This is a genomic window from Saccharomonospora marina XMU15, assembly GCF_000244955.1.
In the GTDB taxonomy this organism is placed as follows: domain Bacteria; phylum Actinomycetota; class Actinomycetes; order Mycobacteriales; family Pseudonocardiaceae; genus Saccharomonospora_A; species Saccharomonospora_A marina.
In genome coordinates, this window is the sequence record NZ_CM001439.1 from 2,569,793 (window position 1) to 2,595,152 (window position 25,360).

The 25,360-nt window shown below is 68.8% G+C and carries 25 protein-coding genes; 16 read left to right on the top strand and 9 right to left on the bottom strand.

The features are described from left to right. Nucleotides 1–31 precede the first annotated feature (31 nt). From SACMADRAFT_RS12160 to SACMADRAFT_RS12170, 3 genes are read left to right on the top strand one after another with little or no spacing between them, the layout of a single operon-like run. A complete protein-coding gene (locus tag SACMADRAFT_RS12160) occupies nucleotides 32–1,036 on the top strand; it encodes a Bug family tripartite tricarboxylate transporter substrate binding protein (RefSeq protein WP_009154118.1) in 1,005 nt (334 codons plus the stop codon). After that, a complete protein-coding gene (locus SACMADRAFT_RS12165) occupies nucleotides 1,033–1,575 on the top strand; it encodes a tripartite tricarboxylate transporter TctB family protein (protein ID WP_009154119.1) in 543 nt (180 codons plus the stop codon). The genes SACMADRAFT_RS12160 and SACMADRAFT_RS12165 overlap by 4 nt, the downstream gene beginning before the upstream one ends. Then, a complete protein-coding gene (locus SACMADRAFT_RS12170) occupies nucleotides 1,575–3,086 on the top strand; it encodes a tripartite tricarboxylate transporter permease (protein ID WP_009154120.1) in 1,512 nt (503 codons plus the stop codon). Before SACMADRAFT_RS12165 ends, SACMADRAFT_RS12170 begins: the two co-directional genes overlap by 1 nt. Nucleotides 3,087–3,094: 8 nt before the next feature. Here SACMADRAFT_RS12170 and SACMADRAFT_RS12175 read toward each other — a convergent pair whose 3' ends face one another. Together SACMADRAFT_RS12175 and SACMADRAFT_RS12180 are read right to left on the bottom strand one after the other, a co-directional pair. Beyond that, on the bottom strand, nucleotides 3,095–4,258 hold the full coding sequence (locus SACMADRAFT_RS12175) for an HNH endonuclease (RefSeq protein WP_009154121.1): 1,164 nt from the start codon (nucleotides 4,256–4,258) through the stop codon (nucleotides 3,095–3,097). Between the two features lie 321 nt (nucleotides 4,259–4,579). Beyond that, complete coding sequence (locus tag SACMADRAFT_RS12180) at nucleotides 4,580–5,230, bottom strand: TetR/AcrR family transcriptional regulator (protein WP_009154122.1); 651 nt, start codon at nucleotides 5,228–5,230, stop codon at nucleotides 4,580–4,582. 60 nt (nucleotides 5,231–5,290) lie between these two features. Here SACMADRAFT_RS12180 and SACMADRAFT_RS12185 point away from each other — a divergent pair, with 60 nt between their 5' ends. The 4 genes from SACMADRAFT_RS12185 to SACMADRAFT_RS12200 are packed head-to-tail and all read left to right on the top strand — an operon-like array spanning nucleotide 5,291 to nucleotide 9,604. After that, a complete protein-coding gene (locus SACMADRAFT_RS12185; protein ID WP_009154123.1) occupies nucleotides 5,291–6,217 on the top strand; it encodes a metal-dependent hydrolase in 927 nt (308 codons plus the stop codon). After that, nucleotides 6,214–7,263 carry a PDR/VanB family oxidoreductase gene (locus SACMADRAFT_RS12190; RefSeq protein ID WP_009154124.1) on the top strand — a complete coding sequence of 350 codons (1,050 nt, stop codon included), beginning with the start codon at nucleotides 6,214–6,216 and terminating at the stop codon, nucleotides 7,261–7,263. The genes SACMADRAFT_RS12185 and SACMADRAFT_RS12190 overlap by 4 nt, the downstream gene beginning before the upstream one ends. An 11-nt stretch (nucleotides 7,264–7,274) precedes the next feature. Then, nucleotides 7,275–8,726, top strand: coding sequence for a flavin-containing monooxygenase (locus SACMADRAFT_RS12195; protein WP_009154125.1), 1,452 nt, complete (start codon nucleotides 7,275–7,277; stop codon nucleotides 8,724–8,726). Beyond that, nucleotides 8,723–9,604 (top strand): short-chain dehydrogenase/reductase, encoded by an 882-nt coding sequence (locus tag SACMADRAFT_RS12200; RefSeq protein WP_009154126.1) that lies wholly within the window; start codon nucleotides 8,723–8,725, stop codon nucleotides 9,602–9,604. Before SACMADRAFT_RS12195 ends, SACMADRAFT_RS12200 begins: the two co-directional genes overlap by 4 nt. Nucleotides 9,605–9,666: 62 nt before the next feature. Here SACMADRAFT_RS12200 and SACMADRAFT_RS12205 read toward each other — a convergent pair whose 3' ends face one another. Both SACMADRAFT_RS12205 and SACMADRAFT_RS28520 read right to left on the bottom strand, forming a co-directional pair. Next, complete coding sequence (locus tag SACMADRAFT_RS12205) at nucleotides 9,667–10,782, bottom strand: NDMA-dependent alcohol dehydrogenase (protein ID WP_009154127.1); 1,116 nt, start codon at nucleotides 10,780–10,782, stop codon at nucleotides 9,667–9,669. 95 nt (nucleotides 10,783–10,877) lie between these two features. Beyond that, nucleotides 10,878–12,464 (bottom strand): VOC family protein, encoded by a 1,587-nt coding sequence (locus SACMADRAFT_RS28520; protein WP_198285966.1) that lies wholly within the window; start codon nucleotides 12,462–12,464, stop codon nucleotides 10,878–10,880. Nucleotides 12,465–12,643: 179 nt separating this feature from the next. On the opposite strand from SACMADRAFT_RS28520, the gene SACMADRAFT_RS12215 reads away from it, so the two are divergent. From SACMADRAFT_RS12215 to SACMADRAFT_RS30890, 3 genes are all read left to right on the top strand, one after another. Next, nucleotides 12,644–13,051 carry a hypothetical protein gene (locus SACMADRAFT_RS12215; RefSeq protein WP_009154129.1) on the top strand — a complete coding sequence of 136 codons (408 nt, stop codon included), beginning with the start codon at nucleotides 12,644–12,646 and terminating at the stop codon, nucleotides 13,049–13,051. Nucleotides 13,052–13,198: 147 nt separating this feature from the next. Continuing rightward, the gene (locus SACMADRAFT_RS30885; RefSeq protein WP_232285582.1) at nucleotides 13,199–13,909 is read left to right on the top strand and encodes a cytochrome P450; all 711 of its coding nucleotides are present in this window, start codon (nucleotides 13,199–13,201) and stop codon (nucleotides 13,907–13,909) included. A 65-nt stretch (nucleotides 13,910–13,974) separates the two neighbouring features. Then, nucleotides 13,975–14,289 (top strand): cytochrome P450, encoded by a 315-nt coding sequence (locus tag SACMADRAFT_RS30890; protein ID WP_232285583.1) that lies wholly within the window; start codon nucleotides 13,975–13,977, stop codon nucleotides 14,287–14,289. 25 nt (nucleotides 14,290–14,314) lie between these two features. Here the strand turns inward: SACMADRAFT_RS30890 and SACMADRAFT_RS12225 are convergent, their stop codons facing one another. Continuing rightward, entirely contained in the window at nucleotides 14,315–15,055 is a 741-nt protein-coding gene (locus SACMADRAFT_RS12225) for an SGNH/GDSL hydrolase family protein (RefSeq protein WP_009154130.1), read from the bottom strand. Nucleotides 15,056–15,522: 467 nt separating this feature from the next. On the opposite strand from SACMADRAFT_RS12225, the gene SACMADRAFT_RS12230 reads away from it, so the two are divergent. Further along, complete coding sequence (locus SACMADRAFT_RS12230; protein WP_232285584.1) at nucleotides 15,523–16,068, top strand: carboxymuconolactone decarboxylase family protein; 546 nt, start codon at nucleotides 15,523–15,525, stop codon at nucleotides 16,066–16,068. A gap of 116 nt (nucleotides 16,069–16,184) precedes the next feature. Here SACMADRAFT_RS12230 and SACMADRAFT_RS12235 read toward each other — a convergent pair whose 3' ends face one another. After that, the gene (locus tag SACMADRAFT_RS12235) at nucleotides 16,185–17,714 is read right to left on the bottom strand and encodes an MFS transporter (RefSeq protein WP_009154132.1); all 1,530 of its coding nucleotides are present in this window, start codon (nucleotides 17,712–17,714) and stop codon (nucleotides 16,185–16,187) included. Between the two features lie 161 nt (nucleotides 17,715–17,875). Between SACMADRAFT_RS12235 and SACMADRAFT_RS12240 the strand changes: the two genes are divergently transcribed. Then, on the top strand, nucleotides 17,876–19,111 hold the full coding sequence (locus SACMADRAFT_RS12240) for an Nramp family divalent metal transporter (protein WP_009154133.1): 1,236 nt from the start codon (nucleotides 17,876–17,878) through the stop codon (nucleotides 19,109–19,111). Between the two features lie 31 nt (nucleotides 19,112–19,142). Here SACMADRAFT_RS12240 and SACMADRAFT_RS12245 read toward each other — a convergent pair whose 3' ends face one another. From SACMADRAFT_RS12245 to SACMADRAFT_RS12255, 3 genes are all read right to left on the bottom strand, one after another. Further along, entirely contained in the window at nucleotides 19,143–19,880 is a 738-nt protein-coding gene (locus SACMADRAFT_RS12245; RefSeq protein WP_009154134.1) for a hypothetical protein, read from the bottom strand. After that, nucleotides 19,881–20,594 carry a DUF4396 domain-containing protein gene (locus SACMADRAFT_RS12250; protein ID WP_009154135.1) on the bottom strand — a complete coding sequence of 238 codons (714 nt, stop codon included), beginning with the start codon at nucleotides 20,592–20,594 and terminating at the stop codon, nucleotides 19,881–19,883. It abuts the gene before it with no gap. A 203-nt stretch (nucleotides 20,595–20,797) separates the two neighbouring features. Then, nucleotides 20,798–21,655, bottom strand: a complete 858-nt coding sequence (locus tag SACMADRAFT_RS12255; protein WP_009154136.1) for a F510_1955 family glycosylhydrolase — start codon at nucleotides 21,653–21,655, stop codon at nucleotides 20,798–20,800. Between the two features lie 147 nt (nucleotides 21,656–21,802). On the opposite strand from SACMADRAFT_RS12255, the gene SACMADRAFT_RS12260 reads away from it, so the two are divergent. From SACMADRAFT_RS12260 to SACMADRAFT_RS12275, 4 genes are all read left to right on the top strand, one after another. Further along, nucleotides 21,803–22,243, top strand: a complete 441-nt coding sequence (locus SACMADRAFT_RS12260) for a hypothetical protein (protein ID WP_157617238.1) — start codon at nucleotides 21,803–21,805, stop codon at nucleotides 22,241–22,243. 58 nt (nucleotides 22,244–22,301) lie between these two features. Continuing rightward, nucleotides 22,302–23,033: a hypothetical protein gene (locus tag SACMADRAFT_RS12265; protein WP_009154138.1), complete on the top strand. Its 732-nt coding sequence runs from the start codon at nucleotides 22,302–22,304 to the stop codon at nucleotides 23,031–23,033. Nucleotides 23,034–23,439: 406 nt separating this feature from the next. Continuing rightward, nucleotides 23,440–24,324 carry a PaaX family transcriptional regulator gene (locus SACMADRAFT_RS12270; protein WP_009154139.1) on the top strand — a complete coding sequence of 295 codons (885 nt, stop codon included), beginning with the start codon at nucleotides 23,440–23,442 and terminating at the stop codon, nucleotides 24,322–24,324. Between the two features lie 124 nt (nucleotides 24,325–24,448). Continuing rightward, nucleotides 24,449–25,354 carry an SDR family NAD(P)-dependent oxidoreductase gene (locus tag SACMADRAFT_RS12275; RefSeq protein WP_009154140.1) on the top strand — a complete coding sequence of 302 codons (906 nt, stop codon included), beginning with the start codon at nucleotides 24,449–24,451 and terminating at the stop codon, nucleotides 25,352–25,354. Nucleotides 25,355–25,360 lie beyond the last annotated feature (6 nt).

Genomic DNA, 25,360 nt, shown 5'->3' on the forward strand with positions numbered 1-25,360 from the left:
CGGAGTTCCGAGAAACGAAAGAGAAACCGCGATGAAACCTCGCAGGAGCACATTGATTGGTGCGCTGACGGCTGCCGCGATGCTCGCGATCACTGCTTGTGGCGCCACAGCGAGCGACAACGGCGGCGGAGGCGGCGAAGGTGAGGCTGTCGCCGGACTACGCATCATGGTGCCGAACAGTCCCGGTGGGGGCTACGACACCACCGCGAGGACGGCGGCGAAGGTGATGGAGGACAACGGGATCGCCTCCGGCGTGGACGTCTTCAACCTCTCCGGTGCCAGCGGGACGGTCGGGCTGCAACGCACGATCAACGAGAAGGGCAACGGCAAGCTCGCCATGCAGATGGGGCTCGGCGTTGTCGGCGCCTCCTACACCCAGGACTCGCAGGGCAAACTCACCGACACCACACCGATCGCGAAGCTGATCGAGGAGCCCGGCGCCATCGTCGTGCCGAAGGACTCGCCCTACGAGACCATCGACGACCTGGTTCGAGCGTGGAAGGCGCAACCGAAGGCGATCGCGGTCGGCGGTGGATCGTCGCCCGGCGGGCCCGACCACCTGCTGCCGATGCAGCTGGCCAAGGCTGTCGGTATCGACCCGAAACAGGTCAACTACATCTCCTACGACGGTGGTGGTGAACTGCTGCCCGCCATCCTCGGCGGCAAGATCGCGTTCGGGGCCAGCGGTGTCGGCGAGTTCCTTGACCAGATCGAGGCCGGCGAGGTGAAGGTGCTCGCCGTTACCAGCGAGAACCCAGTTGACGTCGTGAACGACGTGCCGACGCTGAAGGGCTCCGGGATCGACCTGGTGTTCACCAACTGGCGGGGGATCGTGGCACCGCCGGGGATATCCGCCGCCGACCGCGAGACCTGGATCAACGTGCTGACGAAGATGCACGACACGCAGGACTGGCGCGACCAACTGGTGAAATACGGCTGGACCGACGCGTTCTCGACCGGCGAGGACTTCGCCGCGTTCCTGAAGCAACAGGACGACGCGGTCGCCGGAATCCTGGCCGAACTCGGCCTGGTATGAGCAAAGGCGAGGAGACTCCCCGCCACGCCGAGGAATCCATGCCGGTGCCTCGGCGCGGCGGGGACCGCGCACAGTACGGCGCTTGCGCGTTCCTGGCACTGGTCGGCGCGGGGGTGATCATCGACGCCGCCCGCATCGGGCACGCCACGAGCAGTAACGACCCGATAGGCCCGCGCCCGGTTCCCATGCTGCTCGGTGTGCTGCTGCTTGTCGTGGCGGGGGTGTACGCGGTCGACGTGGCGCGTGGCGGCACCGGTGAGCAGGAAAGCGGCGAGGACATCGACCTGACGACCTCGATCGGTTGGCGCACCATCTCGCTGCTGGTCGGCGTCTTCATGGCCAACGCGCTGCTTATCGACAGCCTTGGCTGGGTCATCAGTGGATCAGCGCTGTTCTGGGGGTCGGCGCTGGCACTGGGCAGCAGGCGTTACCTGACAAGCCTGGCCGTCGCTGTGGCGCTGTCGCTGGTGACCTTCTACGTATTCGCCATCGGGCTCGGGGTGAACCTGCCCGCAGGCGTGCTGCAAGGGATTCTCTGATGGACAACCTGACGGAGTTGCTCGCCGGGTTCGAAAACGTGATCACACCGGCGAACCTGTTGATCGCGCTTCTGGGCGTCACCGTGGGCACCGCCGTAGGCGTGTTGCCCGGCATCGGTCCAGCGATGACCGTGGCCCTGCTACTGCCGATCACCTACGGAATGGATCCAACCCAGGCGTTCATCATGTTCGCCGGCATCTTCTACGGGGGAATGTTCGGCGGTTCGACGACGTCGATCCTGCTCAACACCCCGGGTGAGTCGGCCTCGGTGGTCACAGCCATCGAAGGCAACAAGATGGCCAAGGCAGGCCGCGCCGCCCAGGCGTTGGCCACGTCGGCCATCGGCTCCTTCGTCGCGGGCACCATCGGAACCCTGCTGCTGGTGCTCGTCACTCCGGTCGTGGTGAGCTTCGCGATCAGCCTCGGCGCCGCCGACTACCTGGCCATTATGGTTCTCGCTTTCGTGGCGGTGAGTGCGGTGCTCGGAGCTTCCCGCGTCCGCGGGTTCGCTTCGCTGCTGCTCGGACTCGTCATCGGCCTTGTCGGAATGGACCTGGTGACGGGACAGCAGCGGCTGACCCTGGGAATTCCGCTGCTGGCGGACGGAATCGATGTCGTCGTGGTCGCGGTCGGCATCTTCGCTGTCGGCGAGGCGCTGTGGGTGGCGGCGCACCTGCGCCGCACTGCGAGCCAGGTGATACCCGTCGGCAGGCCCTGGATGGGCAGAAGTGACTGGAGTCGGTCCTGGAAGCCATGGCTGCGTGGCACCGCACTGGGTTTTCCGTTCGGCGCTCTGCCCGCAGGCGGAGCCGAGATTCCCACGTTCCTGTCCTACGTCACCGAGCGCAGACTCAGCAAGCATCCCGAGCAGTTCGGCAAGGGCGCCATTGAAGGTGTAGCCGGCCCGGAATCGGCGAACAATGCGTCAGCGGCGGGCACACTCGTACCGATGCTGGCGATCGGGCTGCCTACCAATGCCACGGCGGCCATCATGCTCGCAGCCTTCCAGTCGTACGGCATCCAGCCTGGACCACTACTGTTCGAGCGAGAGTCCACTTTGGTTTGGACGTTGATCGCAAGTCTCTTCGTGGGCAACCTGCTGCTGCTCGTGCTGAATCTGCCGCTCGCGCCGGTGTGGGCGAAGCTGTTGCGTATTCCCCGACCGTACCTGTATGCGGGAATCCTGTTCTTCGCAGCCATGGGCGCCTACGCGGTCAACGGGCAAGCGTTCGATCTGTTCCTGTTACTGGCACTGGGCCTGCTCGGGTTCGGCATGCGCCGATTCGGCCTGCCTGTGCTCCCGCTCATCGTCGGTGTCATCCTCGGTCCGCTGGCCGAACGGCAGGGGCGGATGGCACTGCAGCTGTCGGGCGGTGACCTGTCCGGCCTGCTCGGGGGCCCGGTGTCGTTCGTGATCTATGCCATCATCGCTGTGGTCGTGTTGTGGCCACTGCTCGGCGGCTACTTGCGTAGGCGGTCACGAGCTGACGGACCCATCGCCGGTGTGTAGGACCGTTCTCAACGGGGTGGCGGTATCGGATCGTGGAAGGAGTCGGGTGGGCTGGTGTGGGTGTGCCCGGACGGCGTAGTGATGGTGAGGTCGTGTGTGTACTTGTCGAACCGGTACTTCCAGCCGGGTGCGTTCTTCAGCCGATGATGTCGTCGGCAAAGCCCTACGAGGTTTCCGTGGTGTGTTCGCCCGTCCTCGCTCCAGGCGGTTACGTGGTCGAGGTCGCCGCGCTGGCTTGGCCGGTGGCAACCGGGGAAGCGGCATTCACGGTCGCGTACCCGCACGTAGTCGTCGGTGACCGCGGGCGGCCGGTACCGCCGTCGACCGGCATCGACGGGTGTGCCGGTGAGTGGGTCGGTGACGATTCGGCGCCAGACGGAGGTGGGTTCCATGGCGATCTGCCTGGCGATGTGCGCCGGGATCGGACCGTACCCGGCCAGTTCGGCGGGTTCGTTGTTGAGTTCCATGAGCGTGCGCAGATCGACGTGGACGAACACCTCCGCTTTCGTGGCCGTGGCGCCTGGACCGGAACCCAGCAACAGGTCGGCGAGTACGTCCGCGCGCAGCTGATCGGTCGTTCGCTTCTCGTCGGCCGCACGCAGTGCGCGGGCGTGGCGGTCGATTCGCGCGTAGGCGGCGCCGGCCACTTCCGCGGGGAGGTGGGCCAGCAAGGTGGCCATTCCGTCGTCGCCGGGTAGCAGCTCGACTCGTCGGTGGAGCCTGCGGCGTTGCGCGCGCTCGGCGGCGCCGTCTGGGTCCACGCGATGTACGGCGGTGGTGGCCAGCCTGCGTATCGATGCCGGATCGCGCCCGCCGATCCGGTCGGCGAGGAGCACGTCCACCTGTCGGGCCTTTTCGTCGGTCAGGCAGGCGGTGGGTTCGGCGATCTTCGATGCTTTGTGTGAATCGATGACTCCGTTCTCCATTGCTGCCAGGGTGTTGGGCAGCCTGGTGACCAGTGCGCGCGCGAGATCGACCTGACGCCGGGCTGCTCGCTCGCCGATGGCGAGCGCCAATGCGACTTCGGACACGACATCGTGGCAGCCATCGCGGTCGCGGTGGTATGCGGCGATCTCGCGTAGCTGTCGCGCTTGGAGCCTGCAGATTTCCTGCTGCAGCGACCGGATTCGGCCCATGGCCGATTCACGAGACTTGCTTTCGGTTTCCCCCATGCCTTCGACCGTAGCCCAATTCCTTCCCCCTCGCTTCTACCCGAAATTATGAACGGCCCCGCGAATGTCCCATTCGTACCACCATTTTGGGTAGAACCCGATCCGGAAAACAGTGGTTCCGGGATCGACCGAAGCAGAGGCACAGCCGTCGCGACGGGTTGTCGACACAACATCCCGGCCGCCCACAGGAAGGGCCACTCCACAGCCACCCGGTCACCGTCCATACCGGCCTCCGGGATTGCTCGGCATGGCTGATCGATTCGGGTCGTCGACGTCGACGAGCGGGTGAGGGCCGAACCGACTCGCCGGGTAGGCGTGCGGTCAGCGGCCGTCGATGGCGGCGGACACGATGGCGGTGACGACATCGAGCACACTGTCCACCAGTTCGTCGCGGCCCACCGGCAGGCCACCGCTGCCCCATTCGAGGAACAGGTTGACGATGGCGCCGGATGTCGCTGTCACGGTGGTCGCGAGCTTCTTCTCGGGCAGGGAATCGAGTGCCCCGCCGTCCACCGACCGCATCGCCGTCCGCAGTACCAGTTCCGGCAGCCTGCGGCGTGCGTGCAGTCGAAGGCGGGCGTCCGAAATGGTCTCCAGGAGCATGGCTCTGGTGCGAAGTGGGTCCTGCTCGAGCCATGCCGCCGCGGCGTCGAGCGCGGCCCGCATCCGGCCGAGGAAGTCCTGCGGTGCATCGGCGATGGCCGTCTCCACGCGGCCGCTCACGGCGGCGTACTGGTCGTCCCACACAGCGAGCAACAGGGCCTCGCGATCGGGAAAGCTCTCGTAGAAGTAGCGCGGGCTGAGGCTGGAGTGCCTTGCGACGGCTCGCACGGTCACCGCTGCCGCTCCCTGCGTGCCGAGCAGGTGGAAACCTGCATCGAGGAGTTGGCGCCTGCGGCGGGCGCAACGCTCGTCGGCGGTGCTGCCGTGCCAGCGTGGTCGCTCGTCGACTTCGCTGCCTGCGCTTGACATGTCCCCAACCGTAACGCAACGATGCATAGGAAACGGCTGTTTCCTATGGAGGACCGACGCATGGGGTATGCGCAGAAGGCACGGTCACACGACAGCGTCGGGCGGCAGCGCTACGACACCGAGGCACACGCCATCCGTGCGCGGGACATGGACTTCACCTGGGGCGACGTGCCGATGCACTACATCCCCGGCCATATCGTGGCCACCCACGTCTACAACTGCATGCACCTGCTGCTGCCTGAGGGGGAGAAGGTGATGTCGCGGGCGCTGGCGCAGGCATTGCCCTACATCGACGATCCGAGGCTGCACGAGGAGGTGATCGGCTTCATCGGACAGGAAGCCACCCACGCGGACAATCATCGGGGGGTGCTGGACCGGCTGGTCGACCTGGGCCTGGACCCCTCACCGGTGCTCACCAGGCTGGACAAGATCCTGGACGTGATCATGACCGACTTCGGCAACGAGCGCGTCCGGCACCAGCTGCTGTGCGAACGGCTCGCGCTGTTCTCGGCACTGGAGCACTACACAGCCGTGTGGGGCAAGTTCTTCCTGCAGTCGCAGGGGCTGGCCGACTCGGGCATCCACCCGATGCTGCTCGACCTGCTGCGCTGGCACGGCGCGGAAGAGGTCGAGCACCGCAGCGTGGTCTACGACGCCTACCTGCACCTCGACGGTGGCTACGCGCGCCGAGCCCGCATGGCCGTCTTCGGCAGCCTCGCCCTGTTCGCCACGGGCATGCTCACGCTGACGTGGCTGGTGGTGAACGATCCCGAGCTGCGCAGGAATCGCAACCCGATCCGGCGCTACTTCACGCCTGTCCTCCGCGGGATCGCGGCGACTCGCGGGAAGATCATTCCGAACGTCACCAGCTTCCTCACCGAGCTTCCCACCTACCTCAAGCCCGGCTTCCACCCGTCCCAACTCGGGGGCATGGACCTGGCCTTGCGCTACCTGGCCACCGCCCCGATCAAGGCGACGGCGCGGTGAAGGCCGTCGTCGATCCCGGCGTCGACGCCGTCGTGGCCGCGTACCGCGGCTACCTGAAGCTCTTCGCGGCCAGCCGGGCCGCGCCGGTGCTGTCCAGGCCGAAACCGGTGCGCCGAACCGGCTTCGAACTCGCGCTCGCGGTCACCGACCGCACCATGGTGGCCGAGGACGTCGTCGCGCTCACCCTCGCCGATCCCGGAGGTGCCACTCTGCCTGCCTGGACGCCCGGCGCGCACCTCGACGTGCGGCTACCGTCGGGCGCACTCCGGCAGTACTCGCTGTGTGGCGACGCGGCCGACCGGGCCCGCTACCGCATCGCGGTCCGCCTGATCCGCGACGGCGGGGGAGGCTCGCGAGAGATCCACGAGCGGGTGCGTGAGGGTGACGTGCTGACGGTGCGCGGGCCCCGCAACGCGTTCCCGATGGTTTGCGAGCCGTCCTATCTGTTCATTGCAGGCGGCATCGGGATCACGGCACTGCTGCCGATGGTCCAGCAGGTCACCCGGTGGGGTGCCCGTTGGCGGCTCGACTATCTCGGACGTTCGCGTGACAGCCTGCCGTTTCTGGGCGAACTGTCCCGCTACGGCAGCAACGTGTCGGTCCGCACCGACGACGCGGCGGGGCCGGTCGATCCGGCGGAGGTTGTCGCACAGGCCGAGCCAGGAGCAGCGGTCTACTTCTGCGGACCACCTCCGTTGCTCGAGCCGATCAGGCGGTCCCTGCGCGAACACGATCCCACCGCCCGGCTGTACAGCGAACGGTTCTGCGCCCCGCCCGTGCGAAACGGCAAGCCGTTCACCATCCGGCTCGCCAGATCGAAGCGGGTGGTCCAGGTCGCCGCCGACGAGTCGGCCCTTGCCGCTTTGCTCCGTGAGCTGCCCGGAATCGCGTACTCGTGCAGGCAGGGTTTCTGCGGCACCTGCCGGGTGACGGTGCTGTCGGGCGAGGTGGAGCATCGTGACAACATCCTGCGGCCGTCGGATCGGCAGCACACGATGCTGCCGTGCCTGTCGCGCGGCCACACGACTCTGGAACTCGACCTGTGAAGGACACCGCGATGACCCATCACGGCGTGGTGATCGTCGGCGCCGGGTTCGGCGGCCTCGGCCTCGCTATCCGGCTGCGGCAGGCCGGAATCGACGACTACGTGATCCTCGAGCGGACCGGCAACCTCGGTGGCACCTGGAGCCGCAACACCTACCCCGGCGCCGCCTGCGACGTGCCGTCGAGTTTGTACTCCTACTCGTTCGCGCCCAACCCCGGATGGCGGCGCAAGTACGGCAGGCAGCAGGAGATCCTGGACTACCTGCGAAGGACCGCCGAATCCCACGGGGTGGTGGAGCACCTGCGGTTGCGGACCGAGGTGCTCGACGCGGTGTTCGACGAGGACGGCCGACGCTGGCGCATCACGACCAACAGCGGAGAACTGAGCGCGGACATCCTGGTCAGCGCCGTCGGCGCGTTCGCGGAGGCAGCCGTACCCGACATCGCGGGTCTTTCGACGTTTCGTGGAACGCGGTTCCATACTCTGCACTGGGACCACGCCCACGACCTCTCCGGCGAACGGGTGGCCGTGATCGGAACCGGGGCCACGGCCGTGCAGGTGGTGCCCGAGATCCGCGAAGTGGCACGTGAGTTGTTGGTGTTCCAGCGAACGCCACCCTGGATCGTGCCCCGCATGGACCGAACCATCGGTGGGGTCGAGCGGATGGCCTACCGCGCCCTGCCGCTGCTGCAACGCCTCGCTCGGGGTGGCTGGTACGCCACGATCGAATCCTTCGGTCTCCCCGGCTTCGTCAGCACCAAGTTCCGCCACCCGTTCGAGATCCTCGGCAGGCTGCAACTCCTGCGGCAGGTGCCGGACCCGGAGCTTCGCGCTCGGCTGACTCCCGACTACATGATCGGCTGCAAGCGTGCCATCTTCTCCGACGACTACTACCCGGCGTTGTGCCAGGACAACGTCACGCTGGTCACCGAAGGCATCACCGAGATCCGCCCGCACGCGATCGTGACCGGCGACCGTGCCGAACACCGCGTGGACACGATCGTCTTCGCTACCGGTTTCACCGCCACCCCCGGATTGCTCGACCGGGTCAAGGGTGTCGACGGCCGCACCATCGGCGACGTGTACCGCGAGCGGCCGCAGAGTTACCTCGGTACCGCGTACTCCGGCTTCCCGAACCTGTTCACCGTTCTGGGCCCGTTCGGTGCGGCGGGCAACCAGTCGGCAATTTTCATGATCGAGAGCCAGCTGACCTACATCGTCGACGCCGTGCGGCGGATGCGGGACTCCGGTTACCGCCGCGTCGAGGTTCGCCCCGAGGTGCAGCAGGCGTTCGTGGCGGAAGTCCACGAACGTAGCGCGGGCGGCACTTGGCTCGGCGGCGGTTGCACCAGCTACTACACCAACGGCGCGGGCATGAACGCCGGACTCTACCCCAACTGGTCGTTCGAGTACCGGCGCCGCACCCGCCGGTTCGACGTCGAGAACTACGAGGTGTCACGATGAACCCGCTGAGCGTCTTCCTGCCCGGACCCGGACCGCTGGAACTCGACGGGAAGGTGGCGGTGGTCACCGGCGGCGGCAACGGTATCGGGCGGGAGACGGCACATTCGCTGGCCGCCCGCGGTTGCCTCGTCGCCGTCGTCGATGCCGACGAGGCGGCGGCGAAGCAGGTCGCCGCCGAGATCGGTGAGCACCGCGCGGTGGGCGTGGCAGCTGATGTTCGCGATCGGGAAGCCGTGGCGGAGGCGGTGCGGGTGGTGCTGCGGCGGTGGGGCAAACTGCACGTGGTGGTCGCCAACGCCGGCGTCACCCCCGAACCCGCGACCGTGCGGGTCGGCGACCCCGCCGATTTCGAACGGGTCGTTTCGGTGAACCTGTTCGGTGTGCTCAACACGGCCAAGGCCACCGTGGAGCCGTTGCTGCACAGTCGAGGGCACATCGCGGTGGTGGCTTCGGCCGCCGCGTTCTGCCCACCCGTGGGTGGCGCGTCCTACATGGTCAGCAAGGCGGCTGTCGAGCAGTTGGGACGGGCGTTGCGGCTGGAACTCGCGCCGCACGGTGTCACCGCGACCGTGTGCTACTTCGGGGTGGTGGATACGCGGCTGGCCCATGCCACCCTCGATCACGACCCCCTCGGCCGGGCACTGAACGCCATGCTGCCTTCGCCGCTGCGCGGGCGCATCACCGCGCACGAGGCGGCGCAGGCCGTCGTGGCCGCGGTGGAGCGTCGCCGCGCGCGGACGACGGCGCCTGCGGCCTGGGAGCCGGTGTCCTGGCTGCGTGGACTGCTCAACCCCGCGCTGGACCGGCTACTTGTCCGTGACACCCGGCTGCACACGCTGATCAGGGAACTCGAGGACCGGGTACTGCGTTCTGGCTGACCCCGCCGAGCGAAAGCGGCCACCACCCGAGACGGGTGGTGGCCGCTTTCACTCTCGTCGGGTCAGTCCTCGTGCAGGATCACGCCGCGCACGTTGCTGCCCGCGTGCATGTCGGCGTAGGCCTGGTTGATCTCGTCCAGCCGGTACGTCTTGGTGACCAGTTCGTCCAACTTGAGCCGCCCGGCCTTGTACATCGTCGCCAGCCGCTGGATTTCGTAGGTCGGGGAGCCCATGCCGAAGATGACTCCCTGGATGCGCTTCTGCATCATCGACAGCATCCACAGGTTGATCGGCAAGCCCTCGGCCTGGATGTCTCCGATGCCGGTGACCACCACGGTGCCGAACTTCCCGATGGCGTTCACCGCCTGCGCCACATGTTCGCCGGTGGTGACGCCCACGGTGACGATCGCCGAGTGCGCGCCCTGCCCGCCGGTGACCGACCGGGCGAAATCGGCTGCCTCGTCGATGTCGGCGAAGGTGTGGGTGGCGCCGAACCGGGTGGCGGACTCGCGCTTGAACGGTGCCGGGTCCACCGCGATGACGTGGGCGGCTCCCCGCGCGGCAGCCGCCTGCACCGCGTTCATGCCCACGCCGCCGACGCCCATCACGATCACCGTCTGCCCGGCCTGCACCTCGGCGGCGTACTCGGCCGAGCCCCAGCCGGTCGGCACTCCGCAGGACAGCAGCGGGGCGACGTGGAAGGGGATGTCGTCGTCGATCTTGGTGACGGAGAACTCCGACACCACGGCATGCCTGGCGAACGTGCCGACCATGGTCATCTGCCCGACGTCCGCCCCGTCGAGGTGAGCCCGGTAGGTGCCGTCGGCCATCGACCCGGCCAGCGCGTACATGCCCAGGTCGCACAGGTTGCCACGGCCGGAGGAGCACGCCACGCAGCGCCCGCAGGACGGCACGAACTGCGCGACCACATGGTCGCCTACCGCCAGTGAAGTGACCCCGGGCCCGACGGCCTCGACCACGCCCGCGCCTTCGTGCCCTCCGATCAGCGGCAGCTTGCCCACCGGCATGTCCCCGGTGGCGGCATGATCGTCGGAATGGCACAGCCCTGCGGCCTCGAACCGCACCAGCACCTCGTTGGACGAGGGTTCGTCCAGTTCCACGTCGACGATCTGCCACTTGCCGGGCTGCTCAAGCAGCGCGGCGGCACGGGTTCGCATCGTTGTCCACCTCCATGCTGACCGGACGCCTTCCGGCCGTCGGCAACTCAGCGCTTAGAGTAGAACACGTTCTAATGAGGCGCCAGACCCCTCGGTCACCGCGCGGTCCTTCGCACTGTGACCTCGCTGACCTCCCCGATCACGTCCGGTTCGACCCCGAGATCGCGGAGTTGGCGGGTGCGGGCGTCCACGGCCGCGAGCCCGGAGGAGCCGGCCGCTACCAGCAGCCAATCGCTGTCGGGGGACCACGCCATCGTCCGGGCGGGGCGGAAGCGTTGCGCGACGGTGACGCCGAGGCGGTGTACCTCGCCGGTTTCCAGATCGATCAGCTCGAGCCGCAGTGGCCGGTCCGGTTCTCCGGTGAGCACGGCGGCGAGCGAGCCGTCCGGTGAGATCGAGCCCATCGCCCCGACATCCTTGCCGAAGCCGCGATTCAGTGCCCGGCGAGCCCCGGTGTCGCGATCGATCACCACGCTGGAGCAGCGCGCCCGGTCGTCACATTCGATCACCAGGAACCGGGTGGGTCCGGCGGCCCACAAGGCACCGGTGGTGACGCGGTGCAGACCGTCCGGCCGCGCCACGTACACCCCATCGGTCGAGGTGCCGAGCACGTAGCCACGGCGATCCGACCCGATCGGCCAGAAGCCGCGCGATGGCGTGGCCAGCGTCGTCCCGGTCCGCTCGCCTTGGAGTGTGAGCAGTTCGATCGGGCCCGTTGAGCCGTCGGCGGGCTGCAACCACACCTGCCCCGGTTCGGGCCCAGGGAAGGCGTGTCCGCCGCGGTCGAGTCCGCGCGGCACTTCACGAGCGGGCTCGCCGTCGGGCACGACGTAACCGCCCACATCGTCGAGCGGGCGGACCAGAACGCTGTCGGGGCCCGCGATGAACGCCACGGGGCCGCCGCTTCGCACCGGCGGCACCGTGGTGCGCGTGACCCGTCCTCGATCGGGCTGGATCCGCAGCACTGCTTCGTCACCGCGAGCCAGCAACTCCCACCCGCCGCTGCCGCCGAGCAACGGGTGGCCGATCTCGCGCACGGTGACCGGCGATGCCGGCGAGTCGCGGTTGCTGCTGCGCGAGGTCGTCGCGACGGTCGGGCCCGTGGCCGTGGTCGGTGCCGAACTCGGCGCGGCGGTGCCGGGCTGTTCGCCCTCCCGCCGGAGCACCGTCACCATGATCACGGCGAGCGCGACGGCGAGTAGCAGTGCCGACCAGCGAAGCCACGGTCGCGGGTGAGATGAGTGGTTCCAGCCGCGCCGGTCGCCGGGCTCACCCGAGTCGTCCTCGGCGATGCGCACATACCGCGGCTGCGGTGTGCCGGTCGGGAAGCCGGACAGCGGCCGCTCCCACAGCTTGACGACGTTGCCTTCCGGGTCCCGCACCGACGCGATCCTGCCCTCGGGGCCGGCAGGCTCGGACACGTCGACGTCGGCACCGCCTGCGCGCAGCTGCCGCACCATCGCGTCGAGGTCGTCGACCCGGAACGTCACGCCCGCGTGACCGTGGGCTGCGACCTCGTACCCGGTGTCGGCCGGTGCGGTGCCCTCCGCGCCGACCGAGACGGCGAGGTGGTCGGCCGTGGCGGACACTCGGGCACCCAGCAGATCCTCGTACCAGCGGGCGAGGCGAGCGGGGTCCGTTGCACGCAGGACCACACCGACGATGCCGCGCACTCCCCGCACGTCGTTCCCCCGTATCGGTTGCGGGTGTCCCTCTCCGGTCATCCTGGCCTGTGGCGCGGCACCTGTCGACCCGTCGAACCCGGCGAAAGGGGTCGCGCGAGCGACAGGCGGATCGTAGGCTCAGCAGTCCGCGAAGCAGGGTCGAGCCGGCTCGCGGAGCCGGGAGGGAAGGCGTTTCGGTGGCATCGTGGGAGGACCTCGTCGCCTACGTCGGTCAGGAATACGACGTGGTGCGCGAGGAACCGGACGAGATCCGGATCAAGATCGGCTATGGGGAGGACGAGTACGCCCCGAGGCGGGCCCAGGTCGTGATCATCGCCAGGGAGATCATGGACAGGAAGGAGGAATGGGTCCAGATCGCCACCCCGTTCGCTCGCGTCGGCCAGGTCGACCTGCGGGCCGTACTGACCGAGATCGGCAACACCACGGTGGTGGGCGGCGCCGTGCTCATGGGCGACCATCTGGTGCTGCGGCACTCGCTGCCGCTGGTCAACCTCGACATCAACGAATTCGTCGATCCGCTCGAACTGGTGACCGGGTCGGCGGAACTGCTCGAGGAACAGTTCACCGGGCGCGACGACTACTGACGACTACTGACGACTGCTGACGACTGCTGACGACTGCTGACGCAGTCGTCGGCCGCCGCCGACCGGCGAGCTCGATATGGGGGATCGATGGGACCTGGGCACAGCGCACGCAAGATCGATCGTGTCGAGCCGACCGGTGAGTGTCCGATGTGGTGTGCGGATGACGGGGTGTGGCATGTCGACGGCTACGCCGCGGCCCGTGCCGTGCTCCGCAGCACCGACACCGTGCAGGCGGGTCTCGGGGTACGGACCGTGGAGAAGCTGCCGTCGAGGATCCGCCGCCCGGTGCTGTACCGGGACGGCCCGGAGCACAGGGAAGACCGCAGGCAGACCGCGCGGTTCTTCACGCCTCGCCGGGTGGAGGAGCACTACCGCGACCTCATGGTTCGGATCGCCGACGAACAACTCGCGACCCTGCGCGAGACGGGCAGAGCCGACCTCGCCGAGTTGAGCTTCAACCTCGCCATCGGCGTCGCCGCCGCGGTGATCGGGCTCACCGACAGCAAACCGGGCATCAGGCGACGGCTGGAACGCTTCTTCCCGGAACGGTTCGGCACGCCGGGACTGACCACGCCGCGCGGAATCTACTGGATGCTGCGGCAGAACCTGAACTGGCTGCGGGTCTACCTCGGCGACGTCCGGCCCGCCGTGCGGGCGCGGCGAACGCGGCGCCGCGACGATCTGATCTCCCACCTGCTCGACGACGGCTGCTCGGCGGCGGAGATTCTGGGCGGAGTTCATCGTCGTGGCGGCCTGGCACCTGTTCACCGACGACGACCTGCGGCAGCGGTACAGTGCTGCGGCCGAGCCACAACGACTCGCCGTCCTGCACGAGATTCTGCGGCTGGAGCCCGGTAATCGGCAGCCTGGCGAGAAGGACGACGGCGCCCATCGAACTGCGGTGCGACGGCGAGGCGGTCACCGTGCCCGCGGGGAGTTTGATCGACATCCACCTCAGTTCCGCCAATGTCGATTCCCGCGCGGTCGGCCGGTTGCCGCTGACACTGCGTCCCGGTAGGGAGATCGCAGAAGGAGGTGGGGCGGCCGCGTTGTCCTTCGGCGACGGCCCGCACAAGTGCCCTGGCGCGAACATCGCGGTACTGGAGGCGGACATCTTGCTGCACCGGCTGTTCGCGCTTCCCGGGGTCACAATGGACACACCTCCCAGAGTTGGCTTCAAGGCCGATATCGCCGGCTACGAACTGCGAGGACTCACGGTTTCGGTCGGCTCGGGCTGACTTCCCGAGCGGTCGGCGGGCGCTGTCAGCACCGGATCGCCCACGACCACAGCAGGGTCCACAGGTGGCCCTCCACGGCCTGGCCCGCGTCGTTGAGGTGGGCGTTGTCGCTGTCCCACAGGCCGGCCGTGTCGGTGTAGGGGTCGTCGATGTACTGCTGCATGTCCACAAGGCCGGTTCCCAGTTCGACGGCGACCCGGTGGTTGACGGCGGTGTAGTGCGACCACGGCCTGCCCGCGTTGGGCCACTTGATGTCGGGGTAGGTGATGATCAGGATGTCGACGCCGGGCCGCGCGTCCCGCAGACCCGTGACCAGCCTGCGCAGGTCGGCCTCGGCGGTCGCGGGTTCGATGTTGTTCACGTACTCGTTGACCAGCGCGCCACCGATGATGACCAGGTCCGGCTGGGTGGCGGCGACGCGGTCGATCGCCTCCGCGGTGGTCGGCCAGCGCCCGCCCGCGAAGAAGTCCTTGATCATCGCCCCGTTCCTGGCGTAGACGTCGGTGACGGTGCCCCATTCGGCCTTGGCGTTTCGGGCAAGCCTGGCCACCCTGCCGTAGCGGGTGGGCCAGTAGCCGTTGTCGGGCGAGTCGTACCCGGTGGTGGCGTATCCGGTCTCACTCGACGCTCCGAGCACGGCCAGGTTGGAACGGTCGGCGCACCAGGTGCTGGCGGCATCCTGCGCGCTCGCGGACGGAAGGTTCACGATCGTCGCGGCGACGGCGAGGACACCGGCGCTCGCGAGCAGGTTCGCCGTTCTGGACACCGCAGGACACTCCTCATCGGACGGTAGCGAGGTGGCGAGAGAGGAGCATGGTGAGAAATTCGCGAACCGAACACAATCCGGTGAAGAGTTTTTTGTTCGTCCGGTTCGCGCTTCTCGCAGCGCCGCTGCCGCGCGATGTGATCATGTCGCGTTCGTCGGGTTTCGCAATAGTGCGGATGGCACCAACCCGGTGGGCCGGATGGCGGGCGCGGCGGCAGCGGGCGAGCACTCTTCTCGGGATCGTTACCGTGTCGCCACCGCGGCGCGACCGGTACCAGCTGTCCGTTGTGGACGAAACGTTTCCGCGGCCGCCGAGAACGCCTCTACCGGAGCCGACGCCAAGCTGTCAGGCTGGTGTACTGGTCGATCCACGATGGGTCGGTCCACGATGGGTCGATCCACGTTGACGCCAGCTGACATCGCGAAACGCAGGGAGGCCGCGGCGGACCATGGGCAGGCTCGAACCGATGTACCCGCAAGAGCTCGACGAAGGTCGGCGCGGACTCTACGAGGCGATCACGAAAGGACCGCGTGCGGCTGGGCGCCACTTCCCGCTCACCGGTGAGCACGGCGAGCTGCGCGGCCCCTTCAACGCGTTCCTGCTCTCGCCCGAGCTGGGCGGTGCGTTGCAGGAGCTCGGGGCAGCCGTCCGGTACCGCTCATCGCTCACGCCGCGGGCCCGCGAGATCGCGATCCTGCTGGTGGCGGCGCACTGGGACTGCGCATACGAGCGCTTCGCCCACGAGCGGGTGGGACGCTCCGTCGGCATCACCGAGGCCGAACTCGCCGAGTTGCGGGGTGGGGTAGTTCCTGAGCTCGACGACGCCTACGAACGGGCGTGCGCGCACCTTGTTCGCGCCATGACAGGTGGTGACGTCGACGAGGAGGTGTGGGAGACCTGGGTGCCGGTGGTCGGCGAGGCGACCGTGTTCGAGCTGACCACTCTGGTCGGCTACTACTCCACGCTCGCGCTGCAGTTGCGGGTGTTTCGAGTCAGCCCGCACGCCGACTAGCCACGGTCGACCCAGCCGATCCGGGTGCACGCCCGCTCCGAGGCCGCGCGACCCTCACGAAGCCGTCGCCGAGCCTCGCTGCCCAGCGGGCATGCCCTGGCACAGCCCGGCCGCCTTCACTGCCGCCGATTGTCGCCGAGGTGCCTTCGGTGGCCTCGCCGGATCAGCGGCAAGGTGTGGGTGGTCGCGGACGCGGCCACCGCGTAGTCGGCCAGTCCCGGCGGCGGCGGTCGGCGGGCGGCGAGCAGCGCCAGCACCACGCCGACCGCGGAAAATGCCGCCATCGCGATCGATGCCCCCGAAAACGCCGTGGCCAACGACTCCGCCGCCGTGTCACCACGGCCCTCGCGTTGCTCGGTGACTCTGGTGTAGATGCCCGCGACCACGGCCGTCATGACCGCCCCGCCGACGTAGCGGGCCATGTTCGATATCCCGGAGGCCGCTCCTACTTGCTCGGGTGGCACGGCGGCGGTGGCGATGGAGGAGGCGGGCGAGTTCGACAACGCCAGCCCGATTGCCACCCCCAGCAGCGGGACGACGAACATGCCGTAGTCCCAGGACGGGCGCACCATGGCCAGCGCGCCGAACGAGGCGGTCAGCAGCGCGAACCCGGTGCCGATGACGGTGCGGGAGCCGAAGTGATGGGCCAGCGGGGCGACCAGCGGCGCGATGAGCACCACCGCCGCGGCCAGCGGCAGCGTGGCGAGGCCTGCCTGCAGGCTGGTCATGTCGAGTGCCTGCGGCTGCTGGAAGTACAGGCTCAGCACGAAGCTCAGTGCGGCTATCGCCCCCGCGCCGATGAGGATCGCGCCGGTGGCACCGACGAGTGCGGTGTTGCGCAGCAGTCGCAGGTCGAGCAGCGGTGCGGCGACATGGCGTTCGACCAGCACGAAACCCATCACCGCCAGTGCGGACGTGACCAAGCAGGCCAGCGTGGGCAGCGAGATCCAACCCCAGGAGGCACCCTCGGTCATGGCGAGGACGAACGGTACGAGCGCCGCGGCGATCAGCACGGTCCCGGCCACGTCGACCCTGCGAGGCCTGTTCGGGTCACGCGACTCCGGTACCACCCGCAGGACCAGCGGGATGCACGCCGTGGCGATCGCGGCGTCGATCCAGAACAGCCCCTGCCAACCCGCCACCTCGTTGAGCACGCCGCCGACCACCGGCCCCGCCGCGGCGCCCGAGGCGGCCGCTGCCCCCCAGAGTGAGACCGCTTTCAGTTGCGCGTCACCGGAGGAGTTCACCGAGAGCAGGCTCAGCCCGCTGGCCAGCAGCGTGGCGCCTGCCGCGCCCTGGACCAGCCTGCCGAACACCACCACCTGCCCGCTGCCTGCCAGCGCGATGATCAGGCACGAGACGATGAACAACCCGAAGCCGAGCAGGAACAGCTTGCGCCTGCCGAACACGTCGCCGAGCGCGCCCGCCGTGACGATCACGGCGGCTCCCACCAGGAGGTAACCGGTCACCGCCCACTGCAGCAGGCCCACCGGGGCATCGAGGTCGACGCTGATCGGCGGGATCAGGATGCTGACGGCGGAGCTGTTGGCGTTGACCACGAACGTGGAAAGGCAGGCGGGGAGCAACACGCCCCAACCGGGGCGCGTGCCCTGTTCGGTGGCGTCGGGTGGCCGGGTTCCTCGCATGTTCTGAACCGTTTGTCGTGCTGCCCGTGGTGGGCAAGGGCCGAAAGACTCCGGTCACCTGCTGTTGCCCGCGTGAGGTACGGCACAACTGACAAACGAGTTCGGTACGCCTAAACTCTGTCTTCGCAATCACGAATGCGGTTGGTCGAGAGGTGGGCGGGATGGCTTTGGGCACATCGGTACGACCGAGGATCGCCCGCGCCAGATCTGGTCTGCTGCTGCTCGGACCCGCGTTCGTGGCCGCCATCGCCTACGTGGACCCGGGCAACGTCGCCTCCAACGTCAGCGCGGGCGCCCAGTTCGGCTATCTGCTGGTGTGGGTCATCGTCGCGGCCAACCTGATGGCGGGCGTCGTGCAGTACCTCTCGGCCAAGCTCGGACTCGTGACCGGCATGTCGCTGCCGGAGGCGTTGCGCGACCGGCTGGGAACACCGAGCAGGCTGGCGTACTGGGCGCAGGCGGAGCTGGTGGCCATCGCCACCGACCTGGCCGAGGTGGTCGGCGGAGCGATCGCGCTGTACCTGCTGTTCGGACTTCCGCTGCTGCTCGGCGGCTTCATCACAGGTGCCATCTCGATGTTGCTGCTCGCGGTGTACGACCGGGGAGGCCCACGCCGGTTCGAGCGGGTGATCATCGGGTTCCTCTCGGTGATCGCGGTGGGTTTCCTCGTCGGGTTGTTCGTCGAGCCACCTTCGGCCTCGGCAACGGCCGAGGGCCTGATCCCTCGGTTCAGCGGAACCGAGAGCATCCTGCTCGCGGCGGCCATGCTCGGTGCCACTGTGATGCCGCACGCCATCTACCTGCACTCCGGACTCTCTCGGGACCGGCACGGCCACGCCGACGGCGGCAGGCTGCGCGGCCTGTTGAAGGCGACCCGATTCGACGTCGGCCTCGCGATGCTCGTGGCGGGTGCGGTCAACCTCGGCATGCTGCTGCTCGCGGCGACGAATCTGCAGGGACTCACCGGGGTCGACTCGATCGAGGGGGCGCACGGCGCGGTGCAGGACGCGCTGGGGCCGGTGATCGCCCTGCTGTTCGCGCTTGGCCTGCTGGCCTCCGGGCTGGCCTCCACCTCGGTCGGTGCCTACGCGGGCGCGATGATCATGCAGGGGTTGCTGCGCAAGCGCATCCCGCTGCTGCTGCGCAGGCTGATCACCCTGACGCCCGCACTGGTCGTGCTGGCTGCCGGAGTGGACCCCAGCAGGGCACTCGTGCTGTCACAGGTGGTGCTGTCGTTCGGTATCCCGTTCGCGCTGGCACCACTGGTCCGGCTCACCAGCGACCGCGCGCTGATGGGCGCTGACACCAATCACCGGTTCACCACGATGCTCGCCTGGGTGGTCGCCGGTGTGATCAGCGCGCTCAACGTGGTGCTGCTGTACCTGACGCTCGGCTGACCTCGCGACCGTGCCGAGGCTGGTGTGGCGATCAGCCGGTGCCGCGTATGTCGTCGGCGTCCTGCACCGCAAGCGCGGCGAACGTGGAACCGATGAACCGGCGTGGGCCCCACAGCAGCCGGTCGGCGGGAACCCGTTCGGTCCTGCCGCCGAAGTCGAGGAAGCCCAGCACATCGCTGGCGCCTCCCACCTGCAAGACGGCGACCGGCATCCCGTTCGGCCCGCGTTCGATGTGGTTCACCTCGCCGATCGTCGCCCCGGTCGAGTCCAGCAACGTCGCGCTGTTGTACTGGTTCCACACCAGCGGTGCGGGCGTGCCGGGTGACTGTGTCCTGGCGGGCTCGATCACCCGCGTCAGTTCCTCCACGGCGTGGCGTAGCTCCTGACGCGCGCTGGCCTCCCACCCGTTGTGCAGGTCCTGACGGGTGTAGTGGATTCGCTGCAGAGCCGCCTCGTAGGCCTTCTTGACCATGCCGTGGCTGTTCTCCAGACCCACCTCGGTGGCGCGCAGCGCGGCGTCGATCGCGTGCGAGGCCTCGCTGCGCTGACCGGATGCGAGGTCGCGCCGGGCGGTGGCGGCGGCGCGCGCCGCTCCCGCGGTCAGCGCGGCAAGTGGTTGCCGCGCGGCCACGGCGGGCGGTGGGTCTGCCGCGGCGGCGACGCGAACCGGTTGACCGTCAAGCCATTCCACCGCCCAGGTGAACCCGGCGATGCTGGCCAGGCCGAGTAGCCACATGGCGGTGACGAGGCCGATCTTGCGAGCGTTCATTCAGGCTCTCCCCATGCCGTGCTTGTAGCCGACCTTGATCTCGAGCCAGTTCATGGGATAGGTCAGCACGAAACCGACCAGCAGACCGAGTGTGGCGAAGCCCCAGAACGCGTAGGTGTTGGGATCGGGCTGCTCGGTGACGGCGAGCGGGGTCACCAGCCCCATCACCAGTCCCATGCCCGCCATCACCGAGAGCATGGAGTACCACTCGCCGCGGAAGGCCATGTAGATGGCCTGCGGCCAGCTACTGGCGTGCATGGACATGGCCTTGTACTGAAAGATCAGTGTGCCGAACAGGTAGCCGACGAGGTACTCGAACCACCACTCCCACCAGAAACTCAGGCCGAACACCCGCGCCATGATCATCGCGGTGATGATGCCGACACCGTCGCCGCCGACACAGTGGATGACCGAACCTGTGGTGCGTCGGAAAGAACTCGGTAGGACGTACTCGTTGTGCCGTTCCTGCTTGGCGTCCTGGTCGTCGATGTCCGCGATACCGGGTGCCCTCGCGGTGAAGAAGTACAGTGCAAGCCCGATCGGTCCGAAGAAGAACACGATGACGGGCCACGCCCAGCGCATGGCGGGTTTCAGCGGGGTGTTGACGTGGTAGGCGTCCCAGATCACCCAGCCCGCTCCCAACAACCCGATGCCGTAGAACGGCAGCACGAACCACGGCTCGGCCAGGAACCACAGCCAACCGAACTCGATCACTGAACCTCCCTGCGACGGGGCGCGGTAGCTGCCGCTGTACCCGCCTGGGCGCGCGGGCAAACCGTTACGTCGCCACGCGCAGGGCGCTGTCCCACCGGAGCGGAATGGACAGTCGAAGCGGAACTCGCTGCGCTCGCGCGAGAATCGAGCCGAAGCGGCTGGTCGTCAGCTGCGAGTGGGACCGCGAAGCGGGCCGGGCGCCGTCACAGGCGCCGCAACAGTGTGAACGTGCGACCGTCGTCGGTGGAGTGGTAGATGCCGCTCTCCGCTGCCACATACACCTCTGACTCGCCGTGTGTGGTGATGGCCTGCGGGCGGCCCGGCACCCGGCCGCGTGGTTGCCAGGTATGGCCACCGTCGGCGCTGTGATGGACGGTGCCGTCGGTGCCGATGCCGAGGAGCCTGCCTGCACTCGGCCAGTCGAGGAACACCAGCACGGGTCCGCCCGCGGCGGGCGCGAAACCGCGACCGCCGTCGGTGCTGTGGGCGGGACCGTTCTCGGTGGTGACCACGATGCGCTCGGCATCGTCGGGTGACACCGCCAGGTCGGCGATGCCCACCTCCGCGCGCCGGTCCCACGTCTTGCCGTCGTCGCTGACCATGAGCGTTCCGGACACGCTGTCGTAGCCGTACACCCGGTCGTGTTCGACTTCCAGTGCGTGGAAATCGGCCTCACCGGCGAGCGACAGCGAGTGCCAGGTCTGTCCCGCGTCGGTGCTTTCGATCAACCCGAGGTGGGATGGCTGGTCGGTGTCGTGCGGCCCGGGGTGGCCGCTGCCGAGGAAGCGGTCGGGGCCTGCGATCGCGAAACCCATGAAGTCCTGTGTCCGGCGTGCCACCTGCTCGGCCCCACCGTCGCCGGTGACGCGGAAGAGACCGTCGTGGCTGGCCACGTACAGCGTGTCGTCGGCCGGGTTGATCGCCAACGCGTGCACGTGCGCGGGTGAGGTGGCTGCCTCGCCGTGGTCGTCCTCGTGCGGTTCCTCCGCGCACGACGCCACCAGTGACAGCGCGGCCGCACCGGCCACGAGCAGCGCTGGGAGGCGCGACCACGAAGCCACAATGCCACGCTCCCTTCCTCAGGTCCGTACGCGGCGACGATACCCCAGCGGCCACCTCGACGACCGTGCGGGATCGTGATACCACAGTGGACAGACAGCGAGCTGCCTCCTCGCGGTCAGGGGCGATTGGGTAGCATGCGCGCCGACATGGCAAGGGCGGCAGACTCGGTGGGTTCGATGGCGCGAATGCTGAGCCGCGCGCCGGGGCGGGTACCCGGATGCCGCGCGCTGCTCGCGCTGGGTGCCGGGCTGGTGCTGGTCGGGCACCTGCTGGGCCCACATTCGGGAGGTCACGCGGGCGCGCTCGAGGCCGACACCGGCCGACCGGCCGCGTGGCTGTGGCACGACGCCGACGAACTCGCCGGGCATCCCGAGCGAGGCGAACACCATGACTCCGCGAGTGATCCGCCCTGCGGTTACCTGTGCCTTCGCGGTGACGACCACGATGCGGCGGGGACGCTGACGGGCAGGCGCGGCGAGGCGGTCCGGCTGCCCGCACCGCCGACCTCGGCGGCCCGGCGGCACCGCCACTCCTGCCGCGCGCCGCCGCCCGATCCGGTGCGAGAACTCCAGGTCATGCGGGTCTAGTCCGTGCCGTTGCGGCTCACCGGCAGCGACCACGGCAGCAGACAGGGAGTTCATGAACATGCGAAGCAGAACCGACATTCGGCTGGCCACGGCGGTGGCGGCTCTTGCGTCGACCGGCGCGGCACTGATCCATCTCGCGGTGATACCAGGCCACTGGCGGGAATGGGCGCTTTCCGGGTTGTTCTTCGGCGGCCTCGCGGCGTTCCAGTTCGGCTGGGCGGTGGTGGTACTGAGACGGCCCAGCCGTGCCGTCGTGGCGGCGGGGGTGGCGGCCAATCTCGGCGCGATCGGGCTGTGGGTCCTCACCCGCGCCGTCGGTCTGCCCTTCGGACCGCACGCGGGTGAACCGGAGGCGGCGGGCACGGCCGACATCCTGACGACCTTGCTCGAGTGCGTGGTACTTGTCACGGGAACGTGGCGGTTGCTGTCCGGGGAGCACGCCTCGCAGTTCTCCCCGATGCGCTACCGGCTCGCGATCGGCGGTGCGGCCGTGCTGGTGGCCGTGACCGCGGCACCGGGCATGCTCGCCGGGCTCAGCCATTCCCATGACGACGGCGGCAGCCACAGCGACGGCGGCAGCCATGACGACGGCGGCAGCCATGACGACGGCGGCCACGAGGACGGCGGCAGCCACAGCGACGGCGGTGAACACCCCGAGACGGGCGCGGGGCACCCCCACGCCTCCACTCCACCGGAGCAGCCGGAGGGGTCCGGCTCACAGCGCAACCAACCGACCTCCGGCGAACCCGCACCCGAGGGGCATTCCGAGGGCGAACCCCACGGGCACTAGGCAGGAAACCAGGCAGGGAATAAGGCAGGAACCGGGCGCGGCAGGTCCGGGCCACCACGGCCCGGCGCGGCCGGCTGTGGCGACCGGGAACCCCTCGCACGCCCGCTCGACGAGGTCCGCCGTCGCGGCCGCCGAACTCGGTCCCCGGCCACTCGCGGTACGCGCGGCGATTCCGGGCGGCGGCGCGCGGGTCGGCCCGCGCGAGTCCGGTTGCCTTCGCGTGCCGCGTCGTCCGGACCCGGCGAACTCGGCGGAGTCCGTGCTCGCCAGGGCTGAGCCATATTTCGTCAGACGCCTGTCGGTCGTCATGATGGTGACTACTCTGATGAGAATGGGCGGTCACCTTCGGTCCCGGTCGGTGACCTGCCTGCCGGATCACCGTGCGCCGAGCCGACGAGGAGCGTCCATGCCGACCGAAACACCGGCCACCGACAGTGTCGAGGAGGTGGGGAGTCCGGATTCACCGCCGCGAATCCGGCCACAGACCTACATCCTGCTCTTCTGTGCCGAATACGTCGGCGATCCGTGCATGGCGGTCTTCTCCGGAAGTTACATCACCACGCTGGGCAAGGTCGGTGTCGGGGAGTACGCGGCCAGATCCACGATCAGCCGGATGTTGCGCCGGGGAACCCTGGAGAAGGTGCGCCGAGGCAAACGGATCTACCTGCGCCCCTCGAAGCACACCCGCGACACCCTGGAAGAGGGTGGCAACCGCGCGTGGCACTCGGCTGTGCAACGGGATTGGGACGGTCGCTGGACACTGCTGGGGTTCACCTTTCCCGAGCAACGCCGAGCCGACCGCCACCTGTTGCGGTCACGGCTGGTCTGGGCGGGTTTCGGCATGCTCCAGAACGGTCTGTGGATCGCGCCCCGAGTCGTCGACGTCCGCGAGGTGCTCGACGGCCTGCCCGGCAACGACGGCCTCAAGGTGTTCCACGCCACGGTCGCCGACCCCACGGAGGTGTCCACCCTGGTGAGGGACGCCTGGGACCTCACCGCACTGCGGGGTGCCTACGAGGGTTTCCTCGCGCGCTGGGACGTGGACGACCCGCTGCCGCAGGCCGAGGACGACCTGGCCCGGCAACTGGCGCTGCTGGCCGAATGGCTCATGTTGGTGCGCCACGACCCAGGTCTTCCCGTGCAACTCCTGCCGGGGGACTGGCCTGCGGTCCGCGCCGAGCACGTCGCCCTCCGCCTGCGCGAGTCCCTGGCGCGTGGCGCACGCCGCGCCGCCGAGTCGGTGATCGAGAGCATCCAGGTACCTCCCGCGAGCCGTGACGCCGTGCGGTGACCCTCCGTCGCGGATAACATCTGAGGCAACTTGTTGACGTCCGACACGCGTTGGAATAACGTGCCCGCCATCTCAGTCACGCGCCGTCCTCCGGCGGCGCGGCCCGACGAAGGAGTGGATGCGCGTGGACCTCAGCGGCAAGGTCGCCGTCGTGACCGGAGCGGGTCGCGGACTCGGGCGGGCGTATGCCGCCGGGCTCGCCGCCGCGGGCGCGAGTGTCGTCGTCAACGACCTCGACGGCGATGCCGCTGACGACGCCGTCGAGTCCATCCGGCGGGCCGGTGGCACAGCGGTGGCGGAGCACTCCGCCGTCGGCACGGCGGAGTCCGCCGACGCCCTGGTGCGGGCGGCGGTCGCCGCGTTCGGCTCCCTCGATGTCGTGGTCACCAACGCCGGAGTGCTGCGCGACCGAACCTTGTCGAAGACCACGGACGACGACTTCGACTCCGTCGTCCACACTCACCTGCGCGGCACGTTCACGTGCGGTCGCGCGGCGGTGCGGCACTTCCGCGAGCAGGGGACCGGCGGGCGGCTCGTCCTCGTCGGCTCCCCGGCGGGACAGCGCGCCAGCTTCGGTCAGACGGCGTACTCGGCGTCCAAAGCGGCCATCATCGGGCTGGTACGCACCTGGGCCGTGGAGTGTGAACGGCTCGACGTGACGGTGAACGGAATCGTTCCGGTGGCGCTGACGCGCATGGTCGCCACCATTCCCGGCTTTGGCGAACTGGTGGAACGCGCGGATGCCGGGGAGCCCATCCCGCCGCGGGTCCGTCGCGGTGGACTCGGAACACCAGCGGACGTCGCGCCGCTGGTGGTGTACCTCGCCTCCGACGCCGCCGCCGGGGTGACCGGTCAGGTTCTCGGTGCCGGTGGAGACCGCATCTCGCTGTGGTCCCATCCCACGGAGGTCGCAGTCGCCTACGCCGACGGAGGCTGGGACGCCGACGCCATCGCGGCGATGTTCCCCAGCACCTTCGGCAGCCAGCCGCAGGACTTCCGCCCCACCCCACCACCCAGCCCCAAGGAGTGACCGGCA